Genomic DNA, 26,847 nt, shown 5'->3' with positions numbered 1-26,847 from the left:
TTTGTACATTGAATAGAGGAGATGAAGGAAGAAGTGAACGTACCGAGTAATCCCATAACGCTCATGGCGAAAGTATACCGTGATGTGTTTCCGGTTGTACACCATGAGCTAGCGATGTGGAAAGAGCGTGCCTACCATATTCCGAATGATGAGCTTCATAGTCAGGCAATCGCAAGTATTGAGCATAAAACGTTTCATTGCGAAGGCGGTGGCATTTTAGCACTATTAGCAAATGAACACCGTGAGGAATGTATTCGTTTTATCGTCGCATATCAAACGATTAGTGACTACTTAGATAATTTATGTGATCGCAGTACATCACTTGATCCGAATGATTTTGCCGCACTGCATGAATCTATGTTAATGGCATTATCACCTGAAGTAGAAGGTGGCGGTAATTATTATCGCTATCGTGATGATCAAGATGATGGTGGTTATTTAGATGAACTTGTTGAAACATGCCAAGATGTTTTAAAGAAAACGAAGCACTATGACAAAATTGCTCCTATTCTTCATGAACTTGCTTGTTATTATTGTGATCTGCAAATTCATAAACATGTGAAATTAGAAGAAAGAGAACCAAGATTACAAACATGGTTTGAAGCACATAAAGAAAACTTACCGGAGATGAGTTGGTTTGAATTTTCAGCATGTGCCGGTTCTACGCTTGGAATCTTCTGTCTTGTCGCATATGCCTTTCATGATGAATTACATGATGAAGATATTGCGAAAATTAGACAAGGATATTTTCCTTACGTACAAGGACTTCATATCTTACTTGATTATTTCATTGATCAAGAAGAAGACCGCATCGGCGGGGATTTGAATTTCTGTAGTTATTATGAAAACGAGCAAGTGATATTAGATCGTATGAAACATTTTGTAGAAGAAGCAGAGAAGAGCATTGGTGATTTGCCTCATGCGAAGTTTCATCGTCTCATAAGCCGAGGATTACTTGGTATTTATTTATCAGACCAAAAAGTATCAGCACAAAAGAATATGCACAAAATGGCAAGGCGCATTGTAAAATACGGTGGTCTCACTTCACGATTCTTCTATTGGAACGGGAAGATGTACCGAAAGAAAACGGCGCAGTGATGAAGAAAACCACTCATGTAGAGTGGTTTTTTGTTATAATATGGTAAAGGTGGTGGCAGAAATGAAGCGATTGTTTCAAAAGCTATATGACCATATTGAGGTTACATTACTCGTGCTACTTTCCATTTCATTTGTAACTGGAATGTATATGATGATGAATAAAGCCGGCGGTCCTACAACGATGGATTATGTAGCTCAAGTTATTATTGTATTGATTATTATAGTAGATATTGTCTTTTTAATAAGTGATAGAAAAAAAGAAAATAGTAAATAAAAAAGCATTTGTACACGGTAGTACAAATGCTTTTTTACTATGAGCGTATTTTTGAAAATACATATATAAGAAGTTCAATCACAAAAATAGCTAAAACAGATAGTCCGAATAAAGGCATGACAGCGCCTAGTATAACCATCATGATAAAGAAAACGATTATGCTTTTCTTATCTCTTTGCTTTGGCGGTGCTGCTAATTTTCCTTTCGGCTTTCTTGCTAACCACATTTTTATTCCGTAATAAATAAGAAGTAATAAAGATAATGTCGTTAGTAAGCATAATATTTTATTTGGCCATCCGAATAAATGACCTTCGTGAAGCGGGATACCGTAAGTGAACCATTGCGCAAGTAATCCATAATCACGATAGTCCGTTTTGGAAATGAGCTCTCCGCTATATTGATCAAAATAAGCTGTTATTTCTTCATTTGGTGCAACATGCATACCTGTAATACCAGAACCGCTCGATTTCGAAACAGTGAACACACCTTTTGGATCAGCTGGTAGTGAAATAACATATGGTTTCTTTATTTTAATTCCGTTTCGCAATTCATCGACAGAAATTGCTTTTGGCTCATTCGAATTCGATTCAGGAGGTGCTTCTTTTCTAGTTGCCCACGGCAATTCTTTTACCTTCGATTCAGGAGGTGCCATATACAATTTTGGATATCCGAGTGATTCATTTGACGATGCAATTTTATAAATTTGGTTACCCATAAATCCTGACCATGGCAACCCAGATGCAACTAACAAAACGAGAGGAATTGTAAATATAATACCGATAATAGAATGACGTCGTTTTGCTTTTTCTCGCTTATTGGATGCCGGTGTATTTTTGAATTGGCGTATACTCATGTACAACCCAGTTACAATTAAAAAGATTGTCCAACATGCCGCAAGTTCTACCGTATAGTTAACGACAGTGCCACCAACTAAAAGAGAACTATGTAATTCCCTCATGATATTGGCAAACGTTTCACTTGCGTTTTGATCCCCAACAATTTGATTATTACTATCTAAATACACATATTTTTGTTGCCCAGTATACTCATTTGCAATCGTAAGTCTCGTATTATAATCCCCATTAAACTCACTAATTTTCGCCACACTATAATGTGGATATTTTTTCTCTGTTAAGGAAATAGAATCAGCCATCGAAATAGATTCTGTTTGAGCACTCTTCCCAAAATATAAATCTTTATAGATGAAATCCTCAACCTCTTCCCGAAATAAATACCCAATTCCGCTCAGTGACAACGTAATAAGAAGCGGCGTAATAAAAAGCCCAGCATAAAAATGCCAACGCCAAAAAATGTAATGAAGCGAACGATTTACTTTCATGCTCTTAGTTCCCCTAACCTTCCCTATATGAATAACTACTTATTTAATATAGCGAGATTAAGTGTGATTACTTTGAAAGAATTGTGAAGAAAGTTAAAAGTTTTGGAGAGCTGGCTGGGAATTTTGTTAGTAAAGCGATAATCTATTATGACAATAAAATTTTTAAAACGTTTTAAGATAGTTCAAAAGTAGACATCTTCAATTTTGAAGATGTTTTTTTATATACCATGATTAAATACTAGCTTGACTATAACGTAGCGTCATAGATTAAGTTGTTCTTAGGAGGTGGATTAATCTGATTACTACGGGGGATGTAAAGAAAGTTACAGGTTTAACAGAAAGGACAATACGATATTATAGTGAATTGAACTTAATTACGCCAAAAAGAAATAATATAGGACAAATTCATTTATCAAGAAAGGATTTATTAGACTTAATTAAAATCCTAAATCTAAAGATAGTAGGAAAAAATTTAAAATTTATCGGCAGTCTAAATTTAAATGAACTGAGTATTAAAGATACAAGTCTTCAGCTTGATGAAATGTACAATGATTTAGAGTGTGTACTTATATCTTTAAACCATCTAGAGAATAGCAACGATGAAGATAGTATATTAAATGCTCTTAAACTTGCTCACGTAGTTAATGATAAGTACATGATGAAACGGGGATATTTATGAAAATTTTTATAGAAGATACTATAAGTCAATATGATATATTACTTTCACTATCACCTGAAGAAAGGGAGAATTTTTTTAGGCATACAATGATGAAACCATTTGAAGGAATGTGGAATACAATTAATGTACCGATGAAATCTAAGGATCCAAAAGGTTATGACGTCATGATGGCAACACGAATGCTAGGGTATTTAGATATAAACGAGACAAAATTAGCAGAAGAAGCATTAAATGATTTGAAGAAGATGAATGCATTAAAAATTGCTGAAAAAACTTTAAAAGAATGTATAGATTTCTCTTCTGAGCATGATTTAAGAGTAAGTGCAGAGGAAATGAGATTTGGTATGTATATTGCAGACCCAAAAAAATTAAAAAATCAAAACAGTTATACTGGTTTTGGTGGTATTCCTGGTTATGTTATAGCAATAATTCGCCCGAATAGCTACAATGTTCCAAGATTTCCGGCACTCATTGCACATGAATTTCATCATAATTTACGATTCTCTTATTTTGAATGGAATCATGGAGATGTAACCGTAGCTGATTATATAATTATTGAGGGACTCGCCGATTCTTTTGCTACCGCATTGTATGGTAAAGAATTTTTAGGGCCATGGGTTACTTCAATTGACAATGAAGACCTTGAATACTCTATTTACGTAATAAAAGAAGGGCTTAATGTGAAAGGGTTTGCGGAGGTAAGTAGCTATATGTTTGGAGATGATTTCGCCAAAAAAGAAGGTTATCAACCAGTAGGCTTATCAACCGGTGCGGGTTATGCTGTAGGGTATCACATTGTGCAGTCTTTTATGAAAAATAATAATGTTACAATCCAAGAAGCTACATTGTTAAGTACAGAAGAAATAATAAAGGGGTCTAATGTTTTTTAAGGTAATTGTATTTTGAAAGACGCTATTGTTTCTAAAAGTTATGAATTCTTATGTGGATTTGGAAATTAAGTAAGCATAATACCATCCGTAAGAACGGTACTATGCTTATTTATAGTTTTAAATTTAATCAATTTTATTATAATTATACATCCATGTTCAATTGCCGAGACATACAATGTTCTATGCAAAGTGTAGTTGAATGAATCAGCTCTTCATTTCCTTTTTGTAGCCTAATTTGAAGTGCTTTTTGAAAACAAGTAAGGGCGGTTTGGAAGTCACCTTCATCTAATTTACTTTTTCCGTAATGTTGGTAGAAAAAATCTTCATAAGCGGGTAAGTCTGGCAGTGTTTGTAGAAGTTCGGCAAAGATTGTATTTGCAGCAGCAAACTTTCTTTCCCAATGATATGTATGTGCGAGGCGAAGTTTGTTAATAAAAAGCACTTGGATGTTATCTGTTTGTGTGTAATATTCAATAGCCTTCTGTAAGTAATACTCACTGTCAGAAAGGTTGCCAGCGATTCGTTCATAAACACCGATTAATCCGCAGTTTTTTCCGTATAACGAACTTTCATGTAAATGCTCTTTCAAAAATACAATCCCTTGCTTCATTTCAGCAAGGGATATAGGTTTTTCTCTAAGATTTTCATCAAATGTGTATCCCATTTCAAAAGGTATATTCATTTGGACCCCCTTATATTTTCTACATACATCCTAACAACCGCTTTTGCAAGACATTGAGAGGAATCAACAAAATCCTCACTCGCCACCACATTCAAATCGGTACATGCGATAATGGCGGTATCAACTTCATCTTTCAATTGTAAAACGAGTGCATTCCACAATTCACGAGCTTCTTCAACTTCTCCGCTTTTAATATAAGTAATAATTTGATTAATGCTTTCCTGCCATTGTTCGTAATGAATATACTCTATGTTACATTTTGCAATCCCATCTTGGTAAATACCAGCTTGAACAGTTGCTTCTGTTGCGAGAAGAGCGACTCTTTTTGCAGTTTCAGGAATCGCTTTTAACGTTTCATCAACTATATTCAAAATAGGAATAGAAAGAGATTGCTGTAATTCTTCAAAATAAAGATGCGCTGTATTGCACGGCATAGCGATAAAGCTTGCGCCAGTACTCTCGAGTTTTTGTGCTCCTTCAATAATCGCTTTTTTCATCGCTTCATGATCAATAGGGCGATCCATGTAAAACGGTGTTGGGCACGAATAGATCATCATATGAGGAAAGTCCATGTCATGCTTTGCTCCGTATATTGTTTGGCACTCTGCTACAACTGTATCAACGAATGGTCCAGTTGATTTTGGCCCCATTCCTGCTAGTATTCCGATCATTGTTTTGTCTCCTTCAATATGTAATTAAAAACGTTTTTTGCGAACGATAAAAAGAAATAAGGTAAATAATAAAAATGAATATACGATAGCCCAAGCTGTGAGCCATAGCGTGTGAGTCAGTATATTATATTTGTATTGTCCAAGCATTAGAAAGCTTTCGACAGGTGGTAAAAACCATAGTAACTCTTTTTTAAACCGGATAGATGCAATCGTTATAAGCAATATAAATGTAAGACTAAGCCAAGCGGTGCTTGCTTTTGGAATCATATTTCTAGTAAATAAAGATGCGATTGAAATTCCAAGTATAGAGAAAGACATATGAGCGAGAAATCCGACTAAAAATAAAGAAACTGTCATTTTTTCATTAAACATTTGCAAAATAATTGGGTAGATTACGGATATAAAAGATAAAACAGTACAAATGAGAAGAGCTGTAATATATTTCCCTACATATAGTGCGGAAATATTATTTGTGTGAGAAATCGTAATTTGTTCTTGTACAGGATCTTCCGTATGAAAAATTGTGACCGTAATCCAGGCAGATAATAAATAAAGCGCAATTGCTGTTTCTAAATATGTCGGTACAATAGGAGTCGGTTTATATGTATATACAAAAAGTAAGCTCATGAAGTACATCGCAATAGGAGGGACGTACTTATACGATTTTGTATAGTCGAGAAAATGGTAACGAATAAGAGCAAACATAATAAACCTTCTTTCGATTTAAAAGTTAGGTTGTAGCAGTGTGATAGATGCTTTTTTATGCAATAAAAACTGAAGCATTTCGTTTGTATATTCTTTTTCGATTTGTAATTGAATAAGGTTTTGATTTGAATTGTGTGCAACGTGTATAAAACCGGATTGTTTTTGTAGTTCTATCGCTGAAAATGTTTCGTGAACAATTGCTTCAATATAGACTTGTTCTGCTCCTTTTTGTGCAGAGATATTTTCTGTGATTGTATGATTTGCTAACGTCACAATTCTATCGGCGAAGTTTTCTAGTAGCTGTTTTTCGTGACATGTGAAGAGTATAGATATACCTTGTTGTTTTAATGAGAGTAAAATATGTTCTAATTCTTGCTGAGAGTTCGGATCGAGTCCAGAAAGCGGTTCGTCTAAAATTAATAAATGGACGTCCGTAAGTAATGCTTGCATAATACCGGTTTTTTGTTTCATACCTTTTGAAAAGTTTCGTATAACGGAATGTCTTGCATGAAGTAAATGAAACCTTTCAAGAAGCAGCGGAATTTTATCTTTTACATATTTTGTTGATAAACCGTGAATGCGGCCGAGATGAAATAGATAATCCTCTAATGTAAAACGAATCCCTTCAGGAAAATGTTCAGGTACATAGCCGATTTGTATATGTTCTTTCCTTTGAATTGTCCCTGCCGTATGTGAAATAAAGCCTGCAATTATTTTGAGTAGAGTACTTTTTCCAGTCCCGTTCCCGCCAATAATGGCGAGTGCTTCTCCTTCTGGAATGGATAAATCAATGTTGTCTAGTATAAGTGATTTGCCATACTTCTTTTGAATTCCCTTTAGTTCTACTAGCAAAGTTCTATCCTCCTATACAGTGTATATATCCATTATATAGGAGAATAACAAAAAGACGTGCAGTGAGTGCACGTCTTTTTTTGTTATGTTTTGTCGATAAGTCGATATAGTGTGTCGAATCGTCGATATATCGAAAAAATCGTTGATATATTTTAAGTTACGATAGATATAATTGAAAAATCGTCGATATATTTATCGCTTCTCAATCGCCACAATAAATGGCGGGTTATTTTGTTGGTTAATGAAGCCGTAGCGCAGTACGTGTGCTTGTTTTTGGTCTAATTCTTCGGCAAATTTGAGAACAGCGTCCCGTTCTACTTGTCCTTCTGGATGTCCGTGGTAAATAACAAGGACGATGATACCTTCAGGTGCCATTATTTCTAATAATTGTTCGATTGCTGAAATTGTTGAGTTCGGTTTTGTAACGATATGCTTGTCTCCGCCTGGAAGGTAACCTAAGTTGAAAATTGCGCCTGTTACTTTACCTTTTGCATCTTCTGGTAATACGGATAGAAGTGTATCGTGACTATCGTGAACTAAAACAGTACGTTCGAAAAGTTCTTTTTCTTTTAGACGAGTTGTTGAGCTTTCAATTGCCTCTTTTTGAATATCAAATCCAAATACTTTTCCGTTATCGCCAACGATTTTAGCTAGGAAGCAAGTGTCATGTCCGTTTCCTAAAGTTGCATCTACAGCGTAATCGCCTTCTTTTACTGCCGTTTGCAAGAGAGTGCGAGCAAACGGTAATACACGTTCTAATTTCATTTCTGTTTCTCCTCATTTGCATATTTTCCTTGCCAGCTTCCGCGGCGTACAAATTCTGCATCGATGGAATTTAATACTTCCCATTTATTTAAGCTCCACATTGGACCAATCATTAAATCCGGTGGACCGTCACCTGTAATACGGTGCACAATTACGTCTTCTGGAATAATTTCAAGTTGGTCAACAACGAGACTTACGTAATCCTCAAGAGAAAGGAACTCGAGTTGTCCTTTTTCATATTGCTTTACCATTGGCGTTCCTTTTAATAAGTGAAGTAAGTGGATTTTAATTCCTTGTACGTCAAGCTTCGCTACTTCGCGAGCTGTTTCCATCATCATGTCGTAATCTTCAAGTGGAAGACCGTTAATAATATGAGAGCAAACTCGAATGCCATGCTTACGTAATTTATTTACGCCTTCAACGTAAGAAGGATAATCGTGAGCGCGGTTAATAAGGTTTGCAGTTCGTTCATGAACAGTTTGTAATCCGAGTTCAACCCAAAGATATGTGCGTTTATTTAAGTCCGCTAAATATGCAACGACATCGTCTGGTAAACAATCTGGACGAGTTGCGATAGAAAGACCGACAACGTCTTTTTCAGCTAGAAGCGGTTCGAATTTCTCTTTTAACACTTCAAGAGGTGCATGTGTATTTGTGTAAGCCTGGAAATAAGCGATACATTTTCCATCTTTCCACTTTGAGCGCATTTTTTCTTTCATTTCATGATATTGCGTTATAACATCATCGCGGCGATCGCCAGCGAAGTCACCAGATCCAGCAGCACTGCAAAATGTACAACCGCCATAAGCAACTGTACCGTCACGGTTCGGGCAATCGAAGCCAGCATCTAATGAAACTTTAAAGATTTTTTCACCAAATTCATTTCGTAAATGGTAATTCCATGTATGATAACGTTTATTGTCGTTTGTATATGGAAAAGGGTTTTGAACCTTCATTACTTTCCCTCCTAAGCCGAGTCAAAATGAAACAAAATCCATTATAACATACTCATAAGGTTCATATGGAAGGGACACACTAAAGGGGAATTGAAGCAAGGAGGGACAATTATGGCAGAGCGTCAATCACTTGAATCGTATATTACACAAGCAGAACAAGCGGTGGAATATGCGAAAGAACAATTAGACCAAGGCATGAGACAAGAGCATTACAATACGATGGAGTATTCGGATGCGCAGTTACAATTAGAACAAGCATATAACGATTTACAAACGATGCAACAACATGCGAATGATGAGCAACGTGAGCAATTAAATAGAGCACGTATGGCAATTCGCCAATTGCAACATCAAATGATTATTACACCGCACTAATAAGGAGTGAATGTAATGGCGAAACGTTCAGATCAAAATAACCCAGAGCAAAAAACGCAAAATGGACATAACGCTGAGTTTTCGAATGAGCTTGATCCAGTTGTTCAAGTGAAACAGCGTAACAGTAAAACAGGACAACCTCAAAGATCGAAACAATCAGAGTAGACCAGGTCGCAATATGACCTGGTTTTATTTTGTTATATGACAATAATGTAAGATTACTGTAAGGTTTGTCGATAGTTGTAAGAATACATTTCCAGTAGAGTAGGGGAGGATTAAATTTTATACAAGGAGTTGCTTTATGGGGAACAATATGACAAACAAACGAATTGATGAGTTAGATTACATTCGTGGCTTCGCATTACTGGGGATTATTTTAGTAAATATTCTTGCACTACTTAACATTAAAATTCCAGATCCTAATACAGTGGATGCTAGTTATCAAAGGTTTTTATACTTATTTGTAGAAGGTCGTTTCTTCTCAATCTTCTCATTCTTATTTGGAGTGGGATTCTATATCTTTATCTCTAGAGCAATTGCAAAGGGGAAAAATGGATATGTTTTATTTTTACGCCGCTTAGTTGCACTATTTATTTTCGGTTTGATTCATCAAATGTTTCAATCTGGAGAAGCATTAACGTTATATGCAATTTGCGGGTTGATCGCTTTACCATTTTATAAAGTGAAAAAACAAGTGAACTTAGTTATTGGTCTTATTTTAACAATTGCCTTTAGCGTAATGGGTGCTAAGGAACTATTGCCACTTGGCTTAATTTTATTAGGGCTTGCTGCAGGGCAATATCGTGCATTTGAAAATCTTGCGCAAAATATAAAGAAAGTCGCTATTTTTACAGGTGTTATGTTTGTTTTAAGTGTCGTAGCTGTATGGTATCAATACGGGCACGTGCCTGCTGATCCATTTGTAAATATGATACTAATGAATGAGGACGGAACAATGGATGCTGCAAGCCAATTTTTAAAAATTGGTGTTACAGTTGGCCCAATTATTTCAGCTTTCTATGTTGGAGCATTAATTTTACTACTTCAATTAAAACTAGTTCAAACATTGTTAGCGCCACTGAAATATTATGGTCGTATGGCTTTAACGAATTATATTGGACAAACTGCAATGATTTTAATCGCAGGAAGTGTATGTAACTTTGCAGGTAACTTAACGTACGTGCAGACGTTATATGTGTGTATTGCAATTTATGCAATTCAAATTGTGTTTAGTGTGATTTGGATGAAAATCTTTAAAATGGGTCCATTAGAATGGATTTGGCGTGTTATTACGTATTGGACGGTAACACCTTTAAAGAAATAAAGAGAGAAGTGGGCTGTTCCTTTTGTAGAGCAGCTTATTTTATTGTCAGCTTTTGTCGATAAGTCGATATATTTTGAAAATCGCTGATAAAAGTGGGAGAATCGCCGATATATTAAAAAAATCGCTGATAAAAGTAGGAGAATCGTCGATATATTTGAAAAATCGCCGATATAATTTCAGTTACCGATTCACTATTTCACTAGTATTAATAGCCAAGCTTACAAACACACCTTTTTTATCTTACAAAAGTGTAAGGTAATTGTAATGTTAACAAATAGCAGTTCATCTCCAAAAGGCGCAAAATAGGTAATGGAAAAACAAGCGTAGGAGGATATATATGACGAAACCAGTTGTAGACGTGAAAAACGTTCAAAAAGTGTACGGTAAAAAAGGTGAGAACCAATCACATGCATTAAAAGGTGTATCATTCTCAATTCAAGAGGGTGAGTTTGTTGGCATTATGGGACCATCTGGTTCTGGTAAAACGACATTATTAAATGTAATTTCAACGCTAGATAAAGCAACGGGCGGTGTTGTTGAAATTGCGGGAACGGATATTACAAAAATGAAGCAAGGTGAGCTTTCAGATTTCCGTTCACAAAAGTTAGGATTCATCTTCCAAGACTTTAACTTATTAGAGAATTTATCTATTTACGAAAACATTGCACTTCCACTTTCTCTTCAAGGTGTCTCGTCGCGAAATATTGGGCCAAAAGTAGAAAAAGTAGCAGATATGTTAGGCATTTCAGCTATTCTTCAAAAGTATCCATCTGAAGTATCTGGTGGACAAAAGCAACGTTCAGCAGCGGCACGTGCGTTAGTGCATGAGCCTGCAATTATTTTAGGGGACGAGCCAACAGGAGCGCTTGATTCTAAAAATGCAACGAGTTTACTTGATGCGATGACAAACTTAAATAAAGATCAAGGCGTATCTATTATGATGGTTACACATGATCCTTACAGTGCAAGTTACTGTCAGCGTATTTTATTCATTCAAGATGGTGAGCTATATAAAGAAATTCACCGAGGCGGTACACGTGAAGAGTTTTATAAAGAGATTTTAGATGTGCTAGCAGACTTAGGCACACAAAAAGCGTAAGAAAGGAGGTTCTAAGGCATGTTATTCAAACTTTCCATGTCAGGACTAAAAAGTAAGCTGAAAGATTATATCGTCTTACTTGTTGGTCTTGTCATGTCGATTTCAATTTTTTATATGTTCCAAACGTTAGCACTAAATAAGGCGTTTATTGAATCTAACTCAGTTATTCAATCAATTGGATTTGTATTCCAAGCAGGTTCATTTTTACTTGCTATTATAACGTTCTTCTATATTTTATATGCGAACTCTTTCTTATTATCTCTTCGTCAAAAAGAGTTTGGTATGTATATGATGTTAGGAGCAAAAAAGCATAAAGTTACATTACTTATGTTTATAGAAACAATCGTATTAGGCGCTGCGTCTCTTGCGATCGGTATTACAGTTGGTGTAGGACTTGCAGAAGGTATCGGACAGTTATTAATGAAACAATTAGAGTTTGCTGGTGAAGGCTATAAAGCATTTTACCTTCCATCAATGACCGTTACTTGCATTTTCTTCTTAGCACTATTTGTATTATCAGCAATTATGAATAGTATTAAGTTATCACGTATTTCTGTACTGCAACTTGTACATGCAGATGCACAAACAGAACGTGTTGCGGTAAAAGGAAAAATGACAGGTGTAGTTGCATTCCTAGCGGTTATTTTATTAGGAATTGGTTATGCATCAATGATTTACATGGAAAAACTAAGAGAAATGGGAATCCTTATTGCATTAATTACAACAACAGCTGGTACTTACATGCTATTTGGATCACTTCTTCCAGTCATTATTAAAAAGTTAAAAAGTAATAAAAAGCGTAGTGAAAAAGGGCTTAACGCTTTTACATTTGCACAATTAAACTTCCGTATTAATAGCTTAACAAAGGTACTTGCAACAGTAGCGATGTTAGTTGCGCTTGGAGCCGGTGCCATTTCAGGTGGTATGGCGTTTAAAAATAACGTTATAAAAATGGTTGATGGTTTCGTAATATATGATTCAGTAGTTCATAATCCAACTGCTGAAGAAAAGAAAATTTTAGACGATATTACATTTAAAGAGAAAAGCGAATATCGTTACAAAGTCGATGATAAATACGTTTACTATGTAAAAGAAGATTTAGAGAAAAATCGTCCTTTAGTAAAAGATATGACAAATATGAAGTCGATGAAGGATTTAGTAAAAACGAAAAAAGTTTCAGAGGAACTACCAGTGGGTGCAGTTGCTAGAGAAATGAATGAAAAAGATGCGAGTGCTAAAGAACTTCCACAAGAATGGGACGAGGCTTTCAGAACAATCCAGCCATTTTACGTGCATGAAGATCATGCAATTAAAATTGTAGATCAAAAAATGTACGATACTGTAAATGGTAAAGAAGGAATTGTATTTACTGGAAAAACAGATGATTTTGAAGCGCATAAAAAAGAATGGAAAAAACTTGACGAGTTGCAGCTAGATAAATATAAAAATGTAAAAGCTGAAAGATTAGATAGTAAATATCAAGCTTACGACATGTTCTATGGCGTTGCGAGCGGAACAGTGTTTATGGGATTCTTCCTTGGAATTGCTTTCTTAGCAATGATGGCAAGTTGTTTAATGTTCAAAATTCTTTCTGGTGCATCAAAAGATATTACGCGTTATCAAATGCTTCGTAAAATCGGGGTGCGCCGTGAATTATTAACGAAATCCATTTATAAAGAGTTATTCTTAGTCTTCTTATTCCCAGCAATTGTAGGTATTGCTCACGTATTAGTTGGTATGAATATTTTCGGATTTATTTTAATCGATCCGTACTTCCGTATTTGGGTACCAATCATAATTTTCGTAGTTATTTACACGATTTATTACTTCATTACAGTTCAATTGTATAAAGGAATTGTTCTTCCGAAAGAAGATTAATAAAAACCGAGCGAAATTGCTCGGTTTTTATTATTTTCAGAAAAAATACTTTAATGTTACTGAAATATATAATATAATGTAAATAAGTAACATAATATAAAAGTAGAAGCAACTGGATAAGGAAAGGAGGAATCCGATCTGTAGAAAGAGGCTGAACTTGTATCCCCTATTATTCCTACCCCTACTGTATTTGCACAATTATAAATTTCCGAGCTTAAAAGTATATTGTAAAAATAATGGATAATACATGGAAATCTCATAGCGTGATAAGGTAAAATGGACAACATGATGAGAAAATTACCGTTCATAAGATGAGGAGAATACATGTATGGAAGTTGTAGAGGCATTAAAAGATATAAGCCAAATTGAGGCGATGAAAAAGTATTTAAAAGAGCACTCACAGCGAGATTATCTTTTATTTGTTATTGGAATTAACACAGGATTAAAGATTACTGAGCTACTTAGTATGAAATTTGAAGAGGTATTAAATGAAGATGGAACTGTTAAAGAGTTTTATTCTCTTCCTGTGAAAGATGAAAAGTTTAAACAAGATATTTATTTAAATACAAAAGTAAAAGAAGCACTTTTAGAGTACGTACAATCTATTGATGTGAAAAGAGAAAACTACGTATTTCAATCGAATAAAACGAAAAATTCAATTACACGTCAACAAGCGTATCGTGTCATTCATAATGCTGCTGAAGCGGTTGGGATTGTTGGTAAAATCGGAACAAACTCAATGAGAAAAACGTTTGGATTTCATGCATACAAAAGAGGGATAGCGATTGCACTATTGCAAAAGCATTTCCATCACGCGACACCTTCAGAGACGCTCAAGTATTTAGGAATCTCAAAAGATGAAGAATTTAAAACCGAGATTGATGTTGATTTGTAAAAGCCGTAACTAAAAACTTTAGGAGGCGGGAATATGAATATTCGAGAGAGTGAATTACCGGGCATTGGATGTAAGTTTGAAGTAATTACAAAAGGTAATGAAAAGCTGGTTATTGTTATTCACGATGATGGCCGAAGAGAAATGTATCATTTTGATGCAGATCATGATGAAAGTATTTCAAGTATTTCTCTTCGTGATTCTGAAGCGAGACAAATTGCGGCTATATTAGGCGGAATGGTATATAGACCGCAAGCTTTAGACACAATTGAGATGGCTTTTGAAGGACTATCAATTGAATGGTTTAAGGTGGAAAATAACGCACCAGTCGTACAAAAAACAATTGGTAGCTTACATGTCAGAAAAACATATAACGTAACGATTATTGCTATTTTGAAAAAGAATATGAAGAAATTCTTTAATCCAGGTCCAGACTCTATTATTGAAGCTGGCGATATGCTCGTGTTATCGGGCGCGAGACATGAAGTGAAAAGAATTATTAATGAATTGCTTTCAGCAGGAGGTGATTCATAATCGATGGATACTTTAATCTTTGAAGTTGGAACTGCGTTAGTATTAGTAGCTTTTGCAGCTATCCTCGCTGCGAAGTTAAAGTTCTCGATTATTCCGTTTCTCATTATACTCGGTATGTTAGTGGGGCCTCATGCCCCCGATTTAGGACTTATCGATTTAAGGTTTATTGAAAGCGGAGAAGTTATTTCCTTCCTCGGCCGCGTTGGCGTCATATTCCTCCTATTCTACTTAGGTTTAGAATTCTCAATTAAAAAATTAATTAAATCAGGAAAATCAATTGCTTTCGGGGGGACTGTTCACATATCACTTAATTTCTTATTAGGTTTGCTTTATGGATATGTGGTGGGATTTCCCTTATTAGAGACGTTAATTATTGCTGGAATCATTACAATTTCATCAAGTGCAATTGTTGCAAAAGTCATTGTTGATTTAAGAAGATCTGGTAATAAAGAGACTGAATTAATATTAGGAATCATTATGTTTGATGATATTTTTTTAGCTGTATATTTATCAGTCGTTTCAGGGTTAGTACTCGGTGGTGCCACATCATTTGTAGGTGCTCTTACATCGGTGTTAATCGCAGTAGGGTATATGCTACTATTCTTTGTAATCGCTAGAAAAGCTACGCCGTTTTTAAATAAAATATTAGATATTTCCTCAAATGAAATTTTTATTATCGTAATATTCGCTATTTTATTCTTCGTAGCAGGATTTTCAGAAACGATTCATGTCGCTGAGGCAATTGGAGCGTTATTGTTAGGACTCGTCTTTTCTGAAACAGAGCATAGTGATCGAATTGAGAAACTCGTTGTCCCATTCCGTGATTTCTTTGGAGCCATATTCTTTTTCAGCTTCGGTTTAAGCATAGATCCGTTTTCCCTTGGAGGAGCAGTGTGGTTGGCATTAGGAGCAGTGCTCATTACACTCATCGGTAATTTTACAGCTGGAATGATGGCGGGACGTAAAGCCGGGTTATCGCATAAGGCTTCTACGAATATCGGTTTAACACTTGTATCGCGTGGAGAGTTCTCCATTATTGTTGCTAATATCGGCATTGCGGGTGGCTTAATGGCAGCGATTAAACCGTTCTCTGCTTTATATGTTTTAATATTGGCATCGTTAGGACCGTTATTAACGAAAGAGTCTGGGAGAATATACTCTCTACTAGATAAGGTATTTAAATGGAGTGCGAAAGAACGTGCAAAGCGAGAAAAGGAAGTCGGATAGTATAAAGAGGCTGCATGAACTTCATGCAGCCTCTTTATATAGTGTTGCTGTTGTCGTTTTTTGTCGGTAAGTCGATATATTTTAATAATCGCTGATATATTTCGAGAATCGTCGATATATTTCCAAAATCGCCGATATATTTTCAAACAGCAATCAATATAATTTCATTTACCGACAAACCATTATCTGAATTTCATCAACTATTAATCAGTTGCCTTCCTATTTAAAAACGACTACAATTTTACTGTTATAGATGAACGAAAAAATAGAATAGGAGGGGAGACTATGCCAAGGAAAGTATGGCTATTAGTAGCTGGGATGATTATTAATGTCACGGGTGCTTCTTTTTTATGGCCTTTTAATACAATTTATTTGCATGATCACCTAGGAAAATCTTTATCTGTGGCCGGAATGGTATTAATGATCAATTCGCTTACTGGTGTAATCGGAAACTTGCTCGGCGGTGTTTTATTTGATAAATGGGGCGGTTATAAATCAACTTTAGTAGGGATTGTCATTACACTCGTATCGATTTTAGGTCTTGTGTTCTTCCACGGTTGGCCATTATATGTTGTATGGCTAGCGTTAATCGGTTTTGGTTCTGGAATGGTCTTCCCATCGATGTATGCGATGGTTGGTACGGTTTGGCCAGAGGGCGGAAGACGAGCATTTAATGCGATGTATGTTGGACAAAACGTTGGTATTGCGATCGGAACAGCGTGTGGTGGATTAGTTGCATCGTATCGTTTTGATTATATTTTCTTAGCAAACTTTATTTTATACTTTGTTTTCTTCTTAATTGCTTTTATTGGATTCCGTGGTATGGAAGACAAGAAAGAGCCAGGAGTACAAAAAGAAGTGGAAACGAAAAAAGGTTGGTCGCTTACACCTGGATTCAAAGCACTTCTTATCGTATGTGTAGCATATGCTTTATGCTGGGTTACATACGTACAATGGCAAGGAGCAATTGCAACACATATGCAAGAGTTAAATATTAGTCTTCGTCACTATAGTTTATTATGGACGATAAACGGAGCGATGATCGTTTGTGCACAGCCACTAGTTAGTATGTTAATTCGCTGGATGAAGCGTTCGTTAAAACAACAAATTATGATTGGGATTCTTATTTTTGCAGTGTCATTCATTGTATTAAGTCAAGCGCAGCAATTTACGATGTTCCTCGTTGCGATGGTAACATTAACAATTGGTGAGTTATTCGTATGGCCAGCAGTTCCAACGATTGCAAATATACTTGCGCCAAAAGATAAGTTAGGGTTTTATCAAGGTGTTGTAAATAGTGCGGCGACTGTAGGGAAAATGTTCGGGCCGGTCGTTGGCGGAGCAATTGTGGATTTATACAATATGGAAGTATTGTTTATAGCAATCATGGTAATGCTTGTAGTAGCGCTTATCGCAACGAGTATTTATGATAAACGAGTAAAAGTAGAAGAAACAGTTGAAGAAAAAATTGCAGTTTAGTTTGACGGAACATGTTCACATGTTTTAGAATATATTTAAATAAAACAACCTTTAGAACAAGGGAGATAGCTCGGCTGTCTTAAGACGAATTCGTTAGTTATTAAAAGTAACGATTAACCGAGAAGCCCCGCTTTAAGTAAGCTCTTTAGAGATACGAAGTGGAGGGTAGTTCAAATTAACTCATATGTGTAATAACAGTGAGAAGGAGTAGTAGTAATAGAAGCTGGTTTAGAGAGTTGACGGTCGGTGCAAGTCAATCCACGTTTCGTTATGAACTCGCCTTTGAGTTGCAGTTGTGAAACTAATAGTAGCAATTGCCGTTAATCCACGTTACGGATCTAAGCGAATGTATATTTGTACATTAATTTAGGGTGGTACCGCGGGAATCTATAACCTCTCGTCCCTTTCTAGGGATGAGAGGTTTTTTGTATTTTGGGCGGTGAAAATAAATAGAATTTCAAGGAGGGTATCTCATGAGCTTTAATCATCAAGAAATTGAGAAGAAGTGGCAAGGGTACTGGGAAGAGAATAAAACATTCCGTACGCCAGATGAGACAGAAAAACCAAAATTTTATGCACTAGATATGTTCCCATATCCATCAGGTGCAGGCTTACACGTAGGACATCCAGAAGGTTATACAGCAACAGATATTTTATCTCGTATGAAGCGTATGCAAGGATATAACGTTCTTCATCCAATGGGATGGGATGCATTCGGTCTTCCAGCAGAGCAATATGCACTTGATACTGGAAACAGCCCAGCTGAATTTACAGAGCATAATATTAATACATTCCGTAACCAAATTAAATCATTAGGTTTCTCTTACGATTGGGACCGTGAAGTAAATACAACAGATCCAAACTACTATAAGTGGACACAATGGATCTTCCTAAAACTATTTGAAAAAGGCTTAGCTTACGTTGATGAAGTACCTGTAAACTGGTGCCCAGCACTTGGTACAGTACTTGCAAACGAAGAAATCATTGACGGTAAGAGTGAGCGCGGTGGACATCCAGTTGAGCGTCGTCCGATGAGACAGTGGATGTTAAAAATTACAGCTTACGGAGATCGTCTATTAGAAGATCTAGATGAGCTTGATTGGCCAGAAAGCTTAAAAGATATGCAACGTAACTGGATCGGTCGTTCTGAAGGTGCCGAAGTACACTTCAATATCGATGGCACAGACGAGAAGTTCACAGTTTTCACAACGCGTCCTGATACATTATTCGGTGCAAGCTACTGTGTACTTGCTCCGGAACATGCACTTGTTGCTGATATTACAACTGCTGAACAAAAAGAAGCTGTAGAAGCTTACATTAATTCTGTAAAAATGAAGAGTGATTTAGAGCGTACAGAACTTGCGAAAGAGAAAACTGGTGTATTCACTGGTGCTTACGCAGTTAACCCAGTAAATGGTGAGAAATTACCAATCTGGATCGCTGATTACGTTCTTGCAACTTACGGAACAGGTGCTGTAATGGCAGTTCCAGCTCATGATGAGCGTGACTATGAATTTGCATCAACGTTCAATCTTCCAATGAAGGAAGTTGTAAAAGGCGGAGACATTACGAAAGAAGCATACACAGGTGATGGTGAACACGTAAACTCAGCATTCCTTGATGGTTTAAATAAAGAAGAAGCAATCGCAAAAATGATTGAATGGCTTGAAGTAACGAGCGCAGGAAATCAAAAAGTAACATACCGTCTACGTGACTGGTTATTCAGCCGTCAACGTTACTGGGGTGAGCCAATTCCAGTTATTCACTGGGAAGATGGCACAATGACAGCTGTAAAAGAAGAAGAATTACCATTAGTTCTTCCGAAAACAGACAACATCCGTCCTTCAGGTACAGGTGAATCACCACTTGCTAACATTGACGAGTGGGTAAATGTTGTTGATCCTGAGACTGGTAAAAAAGGTCGTCGTGAAACGAACACAATGCCACAATGGGCTGGTAGCTGCTGGTATTACTTACGTTACATCGATCCAAACAATAGCGAAGCACTTGTAGATCCTGAAAAAGTAAAACAATGGCTTCCAGTTGATATTTATATCGGCGGAGCAGAGCACGCTGTACTTCACTTACTATATGCTCGTTTCTGGCATAAAGTATTATACGATATCGGTGTAGTTCCAACGAAAGAGCCGTTCCAACAATTATTCAACCAAGGTATGATTCTAGGTGAAAACAACGAGAAAATGAGTAAATCAAAAGGTAACGTTGTAAACCCTGATGATATCGTAGCAAGCCACGGTGCAGATACACTTCGTCTATACGAAATGTTCATGGGACCATTAGATGCTTCAATCGCTTGGTCTGAAAATGGTCTTGACGGAGCTCGTCGTTTCCTAGACCGCGTATGGCGCCTATTCGTTCAAGATAACGGTGAATTAAGTGAGAAAATTACTGATGCACCAAATAAAGAGCTTGAAAAAGCTTACCACCAAACAGTGAAGAAAGTAACAGAAGACTATGCAGAGCTTCGCTTCAACACAGCGATTTCTCAAATGATGGTATTCATCAACGATGCATACAAAGCTGAAACGCTTCCGAAAGAATATGTAGAAGGTTTCGTAAAAATGATTGCACCAGTTGCACCTCACATCGGGGAAGAGCTATGGAGCAAACTTGGATACAATGAAACAATCACATATGCAAGCTGGCCAACATTTGATGAGTCTAAACTTGTAGAAGATGAAGTTGAAATCGTTGTTCAAGTTATGGGTAAAGTTCGCGCAAAACTAACAATGAGTAAAGACGCATCAAAAGAAGAAATGGAACAACTTGCACTTGAAGCAATTAAGGACCAAATTGAAGGGAAAACAGTTCGTAAAGTAATTGTAGTTCCTGGAAAACTTGTTAACGTTGTTGCAAACTAATGTATTCTAAATAAAAGCTCAGAGTATTTATGCTCTGAGCTTTTTTGTGTAGAAAATAATCTCTGGATCACCTTAGTCTAAGTTTTCAATTATTTCACTACGTACAAATAAAAGAGCGGAATTCCAATACAGACAAACACCTATTTTTCTATAGGAAATATGATAAAAAAGGTAGGCTAAATTGAGTAGAAGAGGTGAAAGGAATGAAAGGGATGGACAATAATGCACCACATGGCTTTTTCGGAGGTGGATCGGATAGTTATGAACAAATGATGTTAATGGGAGGCGGACAACAAGGGTATGGCGGAATTCCGAGCTGGATGGGTGGAACACCTGGAGGATTTTCCACATCAGTAGCTGGAGCACAAACAGGAATCCCAACATTTGTAGGCGGAGCAGCGGGAGGAGTACCAGTGGGCGTACCAACTACATTCCCATCTTTCATTGGAGGAGTACAAACAGGATTTCCGGTACCGGGAGTAGGTGTTGTGGCAGGCGGAGTAGGTGGTTATCCACAAGGTTTTTACGGTCACCATGGCCACCACGACGGTCATCATGGACACCATCATCAAGGTCACCATGGCCATCATGGACATCACCACCAAGGTCACCATGGCCATCATGGACACCATCACCACCAAGGTCACCAAGGTCACCACGGTCATCATGGACATCATCAACAACAAGTACATCACCACGGACACCATCATATACATCCGCAGGCTGTTCTTTATCAAATTCATCAAGATCACCATGGTCACCATGGCCACCACGGCCACCAAGGTCAACATGGTCATCAAGGTCACCACGGTCACCAAGGTCAACATGGCCATCAAGGTCACCACGGCCACCAAGGTCAACATGGCCATCAAGGCCATCACGGCCACCAAGGTCAACATGGCCATCAAGGCCATCACGGCCACCAAGGTCAACATGGTCATCAAGGTTACCAAGGCCAACAACATCAACAACATCAACAATACCAACAGTATCAACAGTATCAACAACAATCTTCTCCTTGGACAGGTGGAATTGGAGCAGGAGGAGCGGGGGCAGCAGCAGGAGCGGCTAGCATTAGTGGAGCAGCAGGACATGCGGGACACGTGGGTCATTAATGATTGCCAGAAAAAAAGACATAATAAAAAACTGCTAGGAAATCCTAGCAGTTTTTTTCAGCTTCTTGGCGTTGACGTTCGATTTCAGCACGAAGTTGTGGTTCTGGTGCTTGCCAGCCTTCAGGTTTTAGAATTTTACCGTCACCTTCGCGGAATCGAGGTTTCCCGTCAGGGAATAGTTTTGCCATGTTTGCGTTATTTACAATTTCGAATCCTTTATCAGGACGTACGCCCATTTCGGCAAACGTGCCGAATGCAAAGTAAATAAGGTCAATCAGTGCATCATATTGATCTTCAACAGTCGTTGCTTCTAGAAATTCTTCTAACTCTTCTTGCATAAAACTCGCACGGATTTTTGCACGTTCTTCTGTTAATTTTGTTGGAGTATTTGTTACGGGATGTCCGAATACTTCATGCATTTTTGCAACAAGTTCGTACCCTTTATCTAAACCTTTTTCGTTTGTCATGTTGTTTCATCCTTTCTCGCTTAGTGCCGAATCTCATTGTAACATAAGGTGATTATGAAATGAAAAGAACATCTTATAGAAAATAAGATGCTCGCCTGTTATTCTTCTTTCTTAATTAAAATGGATAAAATAAGATCGATGCCAAACATACCAACGAGCAACATTGGTATAACGACAAGTAAATAACGTGTGAAGGAAACATTTTTTAAGTATGTATGAGCAAATAAAAAGACGCCGAGAAATAAAATACCATTTAAAATAGGCTTTACTAATTTTTTAGACATAAGCTCCCCCATAAATATCTTCTCTCTCTATCTAAAATAAAAACTCCTCTTTCCGTTGTATCATGCCGGGAAGAGGAGTTCAATCATTTCTCATTCAATTACACCAGAATTTGTAATATTTACAGTGTATTTTATATGAATTGGAACATCTTTGTACATTTTTCTCCACTCTTCTAATTTGAATGGACGATAATGGTGTTTATATTTTGCTCCTAGCCCGAGGGGATCGACATTTAAAGATTTAAACTGCTTAATTAACTTAGCAGCTTGTTTATCTAATTGCTTTTGAACATCTTTTTCAATGTTTTTTGTGTTTTTATTATTTTCTAAGTTAATTTGTTTTGATAGTTCTTGAATACGTGCATCAAGATGAACGTGAATGAAAAAAGAAGGCTTCCCGTTTTTAATCTTTATATCGTAATATGGAATGGAACGAATGTTGTTAACCACTACGTATGCAGAATCCGTTTTAAATTCATGTGAATCTAATTTATGTTTCTCTAATAGTTCTTTAAAGATGAACATATCTTTTTCCGCAATTTTACCGATATATTTATCCTTTTTAAAAAGACCAATTCCGGTAATTTTTATTTTATCACCATGCTTCTTTAAAATGGGAATATAGTAGTCTTGTCCTTCTTGATAATAACGGAATGCTCCTACATGTAGGTTATCCGTTGGTAAAGGACCGGTCTCCATATTATGTTCTAGCAATTTTTTTATATAAATTGCAACGTTGTATGAAGTCGAATATTTGCCTTTTAAAAGTTCAGTACCATTCCCCTCTAATAAAGCAGCATATAAAGCGTTCCCTATATTCACATCTCGAAGTAATGTATCGAATGAAGTAGCCATTCCTGTTTTAGCAAGTCTTATCGTATATAGAGCGACACGCATTTGTCCGCTAGCAAAAGGTTGAGAAGATTCTAACGATGTATCTGCTTTTACTTGTTTTACCGCATTTGCAGTTCCTTCAAAAACTTGAACTTTATTTCCCTTTTTCTGAATGGGGCAAACGAATGTCACTTTTACTTTATTATCTTTTGCAACGTCAAATACGGTTCCTTGAATAAGTTGTACATCATCGATAATGTTTTTTTGTAAACATCCCGTTAGACTGAAGAATGTTATACAAGAAATAAGTATTAATTTGCTTGTGCTTTTGATTTTTTCCATTTTCTTTTCACCCACACAATGATAAATAGGATTGGGATGTATACATAAATGAGCCAAAAACTAACTTTTGCTGCATTACTAATAAAATTGTTAATATCGTGCCTGTTTGTTAAAAGTTGTGAAACAATAAGCGTGATAAAGAAAAAAGCAATTAAAATACCTCGTTGTTTTACACGAAATATTTCGTGAGTTGCTCTCATTGACGCCCATAAAGGGAGGATAAAACTTGAAATAATAACAAGTGCATAGCCTGAAATTGCAATATATTCGAGTCTTTCTATAAATGGTAATTGAATGACTTGGGTCATAGAAAGTTGGGCCCATATCGTTTTTAACAATTGTTTTTCACTAAAAAAAGAAAAGGCTAAAAGGGTGCTAAATAGATATAGAAGATTTGAAAATAGTGCTCCGAGCTGAGCGTATTTATGAGATTGCATAGGCTTTTTCACAAATGGATACACCATGAGGTAAATCTCAAAACCGGTCATACTGTAGATTGACAGTTGAGCGGATTTTAAAATGTCTGAAAAAGAATGTGTAAATATAGGTAATAAATTATCCCAATGTGAGTATTTCAAAACGAATAAACTTAGAAATAAATATCCTAATGTACCACCAATAGAGATGACGCAAATACCGGTAATTACACGAAATCCAGAAGAGATAATGTAATAGCTAACTAAGCACAAAAAGAGTGTTAACATAAAGGTGGAAGCGGTAGGGAACATCCATACTTGAATAATTTCAACATACGTTCGAATAACCGAAATACTGACGATTAAAAAATAAGCTGCAAAGATGATATTAAAGACATTTCCTATCCACTTTCCAAACGTTTGCCTTTGTAAATCAATTAAATTTCCATTTGTTTCTTTTAATAAAAAATACATCATCCATATAAGGAGATGGATACAGAGTCCTGTGATTACAACGCCCATCCATCCGTCATATCCAGCGGCCTTTGCGATGATTCGAGCGAAGCCGAGAACGCCAGCACCGAACTGTGCACCGTGAATTAAGAAGAAAACGAAGATAGGAGATATTTGATATTTTTCTTGAACTTTACTCATCGAATGCACCTCATTTCTTAATCATCAAAGTCTGATCTATGTTTTGTTGAAATTCCTTTCGCTGCTTTTTTTACATGTTGTGGCCTTGCTTGTACATCCCGTGTATCAATCATTGTTAAAGGGAAACGGATCCAAGAATCTTTAACAGATTGTTGTCTTGTTGGGTAGAACAAAGCGTACGGCTTGCGTAAAGAAGTAAGTCTAAATAGGTGCGTAAATAAGAAGATAAATCCAAGTGAAATCCCGAAAAGTCCTCCTATTTCTGCAAATATGAGAAACGGGAAACGTAGTAATCGAACTGCATTACCCATTTTATAAATAGGTGTAATAAAGGAAGCGAGTGCTGATAAGGCAACGATAATTAATAAAATATTACTCGTTAAACCAGCTTGTACAGATGCTTGCCCGATTACGATACCGCCTACAATACCGAGCGTTTGACCAACTTTCATCGGTAACCTTGCCCCAGCTTCTCTCAGTAAATCGATTGCGAGTTCTAAAAAGAGTGCTTCAATTAAAGGCGGGAATGGTACTTGCGCCCTTGATAAAATTAAAGTTTCAAGTAAATCACTCGGAATGAGTTCATAATGATAATTTAAAACTGCAACGTATAACGGTGTAGCACATATAGAGAATAAAACGGAAATAAGACGTAAAACCCTTGAGAATGTAGCGTATAGCCAAGAGACGTTGTAGTCTTCTGGTGAAATGAAAAAATCGAAATAGGATACAGGTGTTAGTAAAACACTTGGAGAACCGTCCACAAAAATAGCGATTTTCCCATCGATTAGTGCTTTTGTAACTCTATCAGTGCGTTCTGTATTGATATAGAGAGGGAAAATCGACTTTTCTCCCATCAATTCTTGTAAATAAGCACTATCATTAATTTGATCATATTCAAGAGCACGTAAAGACTCCTCTAGAAAATCAACATTATCTTTTTCAGCAAGGTTGTCTAAATACATCATGACAACTTTTGTTTTGGAAAACTCACCGATAATCATCTCTTTTGTTTGTAAATCTAAAACAGGAAGACGTTTTCGTACTAAATTTATGTTTGTATCAATATCTTCTACAAAACCTTCTTGCGGACCAATAACAGTCGATTCATTTAAAGGAGGAGTTGGTGCACGATAATTATCAATTGCAATATTTGCGAGCATACATTTTTGATCTTGTTGATTTACTTGAACAATCGCATGCCCCTTTAAAACCATGTCCTCAATTTTTTGTAAATCGTTCGTAATTGTAATGCCGCTCATCGGAATATGTTCCTTCAGCTCTTCTAGTGATGCGTTAGGTCGTTCTAAAAGAGTGGGCATTAAATATTTTTGTAATTTCTCTCCATCAAGCGAAGGACGATAGTAAGAAATCCAATAAGGCATCGTTTCGTCGTCGGATGTATGATAATTCACAAAATCACTAGACTTTTTCAGCTTCTCTATTAAATCTTGTAAAGAATGAATACGATCTTTTTCTGGTTTCGAAAAATCATAAATACTATTACCTTTAGAATTTTGTTGCTTATCCTGATTTGAGTTGTCTTGTTTAGAGTGTTGCTGTTGACCCTGATCGGAGTCGTTCTGCTTAGAATGCTTCTGTTGCTCTTGATTGGAGTCGTCTTGCTTAGAGTGTTGCTGTTGACCCTGATCGGAGTCGTTCTGCTTAGAATGCTTCTGTTGCTCTTGATTGGAGTCGTCTTGCTTAGAATGCTTCTGTTGCCCTTGATTGGAGTCATCTTGTTTAGAATGCTTCTGTTGCTCTTGAGAAGATTCATCTTGTTTAGCACTTTGTTGCTGATTTTGATTCGATTGATTTTGCTGCTTATCTTGAGAAGATTCCTTGTGTTCCTCTTTTTTTTGCTCGCTATTGTTACCTTTATTATGTTTCGTACTTCTAGTCTGTTCTTTGTTGTCGTCCTCTTGATTGTTAGGTTTTTGCTCCGAATTATCTGTTGCGTTTTTCTCTGTTGTATTTGATTTTTTTTTCTTACGTAGCCAATTCCAAATCATATGTATGCCCTCTTTGATTGTGTAATATAGTGCTATTTTGTGGCTAATTTTGTATATTATTCATTTATTTATGAAAAGAAGGAGGAGATGGGTTTGCATAGAAAAAATCCTTTAGTAAGCAG

General features: G+C 36.5%; 27 protein-coding genes and 1 other annotated feature. Of the genes, 15 read left to right on the top strand and 12 right to left on the bottom strand.

What is annotated here, in order from left to right; all coding sequences use genetic code 11:
* The first annotated feature begins 33 nt into the window (after positions 1-33).
* A complete protein-coding gene (locus PDQ40_RS21335) occupies positions 34-1,098 on the top strand; it encodes a tetraprenyl-beta-curcumene synthase family protein (RefSeq protein WP_001102457.1) in 1,065 nt (354 codons plus the stop codon).
* Positions 1,099-1,138: 40 nt separating this feature from the next.
* Positions 1,139-1,372 carry a hypothetical protein gene (locus PDQ40_RS21330; RefSeq protein ID WP_117611438.1) on the top strand — a complete coding sequence of 78 codons (234 nt, stop codon included), beginning with the start codon at positions 1,139-1,141 and terminating at the stop codon, positions 1,370-1,372.
* A 37-nt stretch (positions 1,373-1,409) separates the two neighbouring features.
* Here the strand turns inward: PDQ40_RS21330 and PDQ40_RS21325 are convergent, their stop codons facing one another.
* Positions 1,410-2,711, bottom strand: coding sequence for a PepSY-associated TM helix domain-containing protein (locus PDQ40_RS21325; protein WP_000867806.1), 1,302 nt, complete (start codon positions 2,709-2,711; stop codon positions 1,410-1,412).
* A gap of 289 nt (positions 2,712-3,000) precedes the next feature.
* Here PDQ40_RS21325 and PDQ40_RS21320 point away from each other — a divergent pair, with 289 nt between their 5' ends.
* Both PDQ40_RS21320 and PDQ40_RS21315 read left to right on the top strand, forming a co-directional pair.
* Positions 3,001-3,390, top strand: coding sequence for a MerR family transcriptional regulator (locus PDQ40_RS21320; protein ID WP_306299033.1), 390 nt, complete (start codon positions 3,001-3,003; stop codon positions 3,388-3,390).
* The gene (locus PDQ40_RS21315) at positions 3,387-4,280 is read left to right on the top strand and encodes a DUF2268 domain-containing protein (protein ID WP_000688526.1); all 894 of its coding nucleotides are present in this window, start codon (positions 3,387-3,389) and stop codon (positions 4,278-4,280) included. The genes PDQ40_RS21320 and PDQ40_RS21315 overlap by 4 nt, the downstream gene beginning before the upstream one ends.
* Positions 4,281-4,422: 142 nt before the next feature.
* Here PDQ40_RS21315 and PDQ40_RS21310 read toward each other — a convergent pair whose 3' ends face one another.
* The 6 genes from PDQ40_RS21310 to PDQ40_RS21285 form a co-directional block, all read right to left on the bottom strand.
* Complete coding sequence (locus PDQ40_RS21310; protein WP_001024985.1) at positions 4,423-4,962, bottom strand: hypothetical protein; 540 nt, start codon at positions 4,960-4,962, stop codon at positions 4,423-4,425.
* Positions 4,959-5,633, bottom strand: a complete 675-nt coding sequence (locus tag PDQ40_RS21305; protein ID WP_214328355.1) for an aspartate/glutamate racemase family protein — start codon at positions 5,631-5,633, stop codon at positions 4,959-4,961. Before PDQ40_RS21305 ends, PDQ40_RS21310 begins: the two co-directional genes overlap by 4 nt.
* A gap of 24 nt (positions 5,634-5,657) precedes the next feature.
* Positions 5,658-6,338: a hypothetical protein gene (locus tag PDQ40_RS21300; RefSeq protein WP_000457763.1), complete on the bottom strand. Its 681-nt coding sequence runs from the start codon at positions 6,336-6,338 to the stop codon at positions 5,658-5,660.
* 18 nt (positions 6,339-6,356) lie between these two features.
* Positions 6,357-7,190, bottom strand: a complete 834-nt coding sequence (locus tag PDQ40_RS21295; RefSeq protein WP_000959708.1) for an ABC transporter ATP-binding protein — start codon at positions 7,188-7,190, stop codon at positions 6,357-6,359.
* A gap of 192 nt (positions 7,191-7,382) precedes the next feature.
* Positions 7,383-7,955, bottom strand: coding sequence for a class I SAM-dependent methyltransferase (locus PDQ40_RS21290; protein WP_000764500.1), 573 nt, complete (start codon positions 7,953-7,955; stop codon positions 7,383-7,385).
* Positions 7,952-8,911 (bottom strand): TIGR01212 family radical SAM protein, encoded by a 960-nt coding sequence (locus tag PDQ40_RS21285; RefSeq protein ID WP_000868018.1) that lies wholly within the window; start codon positions 8,909-8,911, stop codon positions 7,952-7,954. The genes PDQ40_RS21290 and PDQ40_RS21285 overlap by 4 nt, the downstream gene beginning before the upstream one ends.
* 111 nt (positions 8,912-9,022) lie before the next feature.
* Between PDQ40_RS21285 and PDQ40_RS21280 the strand changes: the two genes are divergently transcribed.
* From PDQ40_RS21280 to PDQ40_RS21230, 11 genes are all read left to right on the top strand, one after another.
* Positions 9,023-9,286, top strand: a complete 264-nt coding sequence (locus PDQ40_RS21280; RefSeq protein WP_000840869.1) for a YtzC family protein — start codon at positions 9,023-9,025, stop codon at positions 9,284-9,286.
* 15 nt (positions 9,287-9,301) lie between these two features.
* Entirely contained in the window at positions 9,302-9,451 is a 150-nt protein-coding gene (locus PDQ40_RS21275; protein ID WP_001129346.1) for a hypothetical protein, read from the top strand.
* 136 nt (positions 9,452-9,587) lie between these two features.
* The gene (locus PDQ40_RS21270; RefSeq protein WP_242302029.1) at positions 9,588-10,610 is read left to right on the top strand and encodes a DUF418 domain-containing protein; all 1,023 of its coding nucleotides are present in this window, start codon (positions 9,588-9,590) and stop codon (positions 10,608-10,610) included.
* A 337-nt stretch (positions 10,611-10,947) separates the two neighbouring features.
* Positions 10,948-11,709 carry an ABC transporter ATP-binding protein gene (locus PDQ40_RS21265; RefSeq protein ID WP_000165846.1) on the top strand — a complete coding sequence of 254 codons (762 nt, stop codon included), beginning with the start codon at positions 10,948-10,950 and terminating at the stop codon, positions 11,707-11,709.
* Positions 11,710-11,727: 18 nt separating this feature from the next.
* Positions 11,728-13,587 carry an FtsX-like permease family protein gene (locus PDQ40_RS21260; RefSeq protein ID WP_000897790.1) on the top strand — a complete coding sequence of 620 codons (1,860 nt, stop codon included), beginning with the start codon at positions 11,728-11,730 and terminating at the stop codon, positions 13,585-13,587.
* 328 nt (positions 13,588-13,915) lie between these two features.
* Positions 13,916-14,482 carry a tyrosine-type recombinase/integrase gene (locus PDQ40_RS21255; RefSeq protein WP_000454218.1) on the top strand — a complete coding sequence of 189 codons (567 nt, stop codon included), beginning with the start codon at positions 13,916-13,918 and terminating at the stop codon, positions 14,480-14,482.
* 33 nt (positions 14,483-14,515) lie between these two features.
* The gene (locus PDQ40_RS21250; protein WP_001026041.1) at positions 14,516-15,013 is read left to right on the top strand and encodes a cation:proton antiporter regulatory subunit; all 498 of its coding nucleotides are present in this window, start codon (positions 14,516-14,518) and stop codon (positions 15,011-15,013) included.
* A gap of 3 nt (positions 15,014-15,016) precedes the next feature.
* On the top strand, positions 15,017-16,240 hold the full coding sequence (locus PDQ40_RS21245; protein WP_000380205.1) for a cation:proton antiporter: 1,224 nt from the start codon (positions 15,017-15,019) through the stop codon (positions 16,238-16,240).
* A 285-nt stretch (positions 16,241-16,525) separates the two neighbouring features.
* Positions 16,526-17,719, top strand: coding sequence for an MDR family MFS transporter (locus tag PDQ40_RS21240; RefSeq protein ID WP_001137564.1), 1,194 nt, complete (start codon positions 16,526-16,528; stop codon positions 17,717-17,719).
* A gap of 188 nt (positions 17,720-17,907) precedes the next feature.
* Positions 17,908-18,127: a binding site (T-box leader), on the top strand.
* Positions 18,128-18,192: 65 nt separating this feature from the next.
* The gene (leuS, locus tag PDQ40_RS21235) at positions 18,193-20,601 is read left to right on the top strand and encodes a leucine--tRNA ligase (RefSeq protein WP_000009457.1); all 2,409 of its coding nucleotides are present in this window, start codon (positions 18,193-18,195) and stop codon (positions 20,599-20,601) included.
* A gap of 203 nt (positions 20,602-20,804) precedes the next feature.
* Complete coding sequence (locus tag PDQ40_RS21230; RefSeq protein WP_270691624.1) at positions 20,805-21,716, top strand: hypothetical protein; 912 nt, start codon at positions 20,805-20,807, stop codon at positions 21,714-21,716.
* Between the two features lie 44 nt (positions 21,717-21,760).
* On the opposite strand, the gene PDQ40_RS21225 is transcribed toward PDQ40_RS21230, so the two are convergent.
* The 5 genes from PDQ40_RS21225 to PDQ40_RS21205 form a co-directional block, all read right to left on the bottom strand.
* The gene (locus PDQ40_RS21225) at positions 21,761-22,183 is read right to left on the bottom strand and encodes a hypothetical protein (RefSeq protein ID WP_000180554.1); all 423 of its coding nucleotides are present in this window, start codon (positions 22,181-22,183) and stop codon (positions 21,761-21,763) included.
* 98 nt (positions 22,184-22,281) lie between these two features.
* The gene (locus PDQ40_RS21220; RefSeq protein WP_000038783.1) at positions 22,282-22,467 is read right to left on the bottom strand and encodes a hypothetical protein; all 186 of its coding nucleotides are present in this window, start codon (positions 22,465-22,467) and stop codon (positions 22,282-22,284) included.
* 90 nt (positions 22,468-22,557) lie between these two features.
* Positions 22,558-23,643: a Ger(x)C family spore germination protein gene (locus tag PDQ40_RS21215; RefSeq protein ID WP_000411398.1), complete on the bottom strand. Its 1,086-nt coding sequence runs from the start codon at positions 23,641-23,643 to the stop codon at positions 22,558-22,560.
* On the bottom strand, positions 23,613-24,713 hold the full coding sequence (locus tag PDQ40_RS21210; protein WP_000049063.1) for a spore germination protein: 1,101 nt from the start codon (positions 24,711-24,713) through the stop codon (positions 23,613-23,615). The genes PDQ40_RS21215 and PDQ40_RS21210 overlap by 31 nt, the downstream gene beginning before the upstream one ends.
* 17 nt (positions 24,714-24,730) lie before the next feature.
* Complete coding sequence (locus PDQ40_RS21205) at positions 24,731-26,725, bottom strand: spore germination protein (protein ID WP_270691623.1); 1,995 nt, start codon at positions 26,723-26,725, stop codon at positions 24,731-24,733.
* Between the last annotated feature and the right edge of the window lie 122 nt (positions 26,726-26,847).

The sequence above is a fragment of the Bacillus cereus group sp. Bc061 genome, assembly GCF_027715825.1.
GTDB lineage: Bacteria > Bacillota > Bacilli > Bacillales > Bacillaceae_G > Bacillus_A > Bacillus_A paranthracis.
This window is presented reverse-complemented; position numbering and strand designations above follow the sequence as displayed.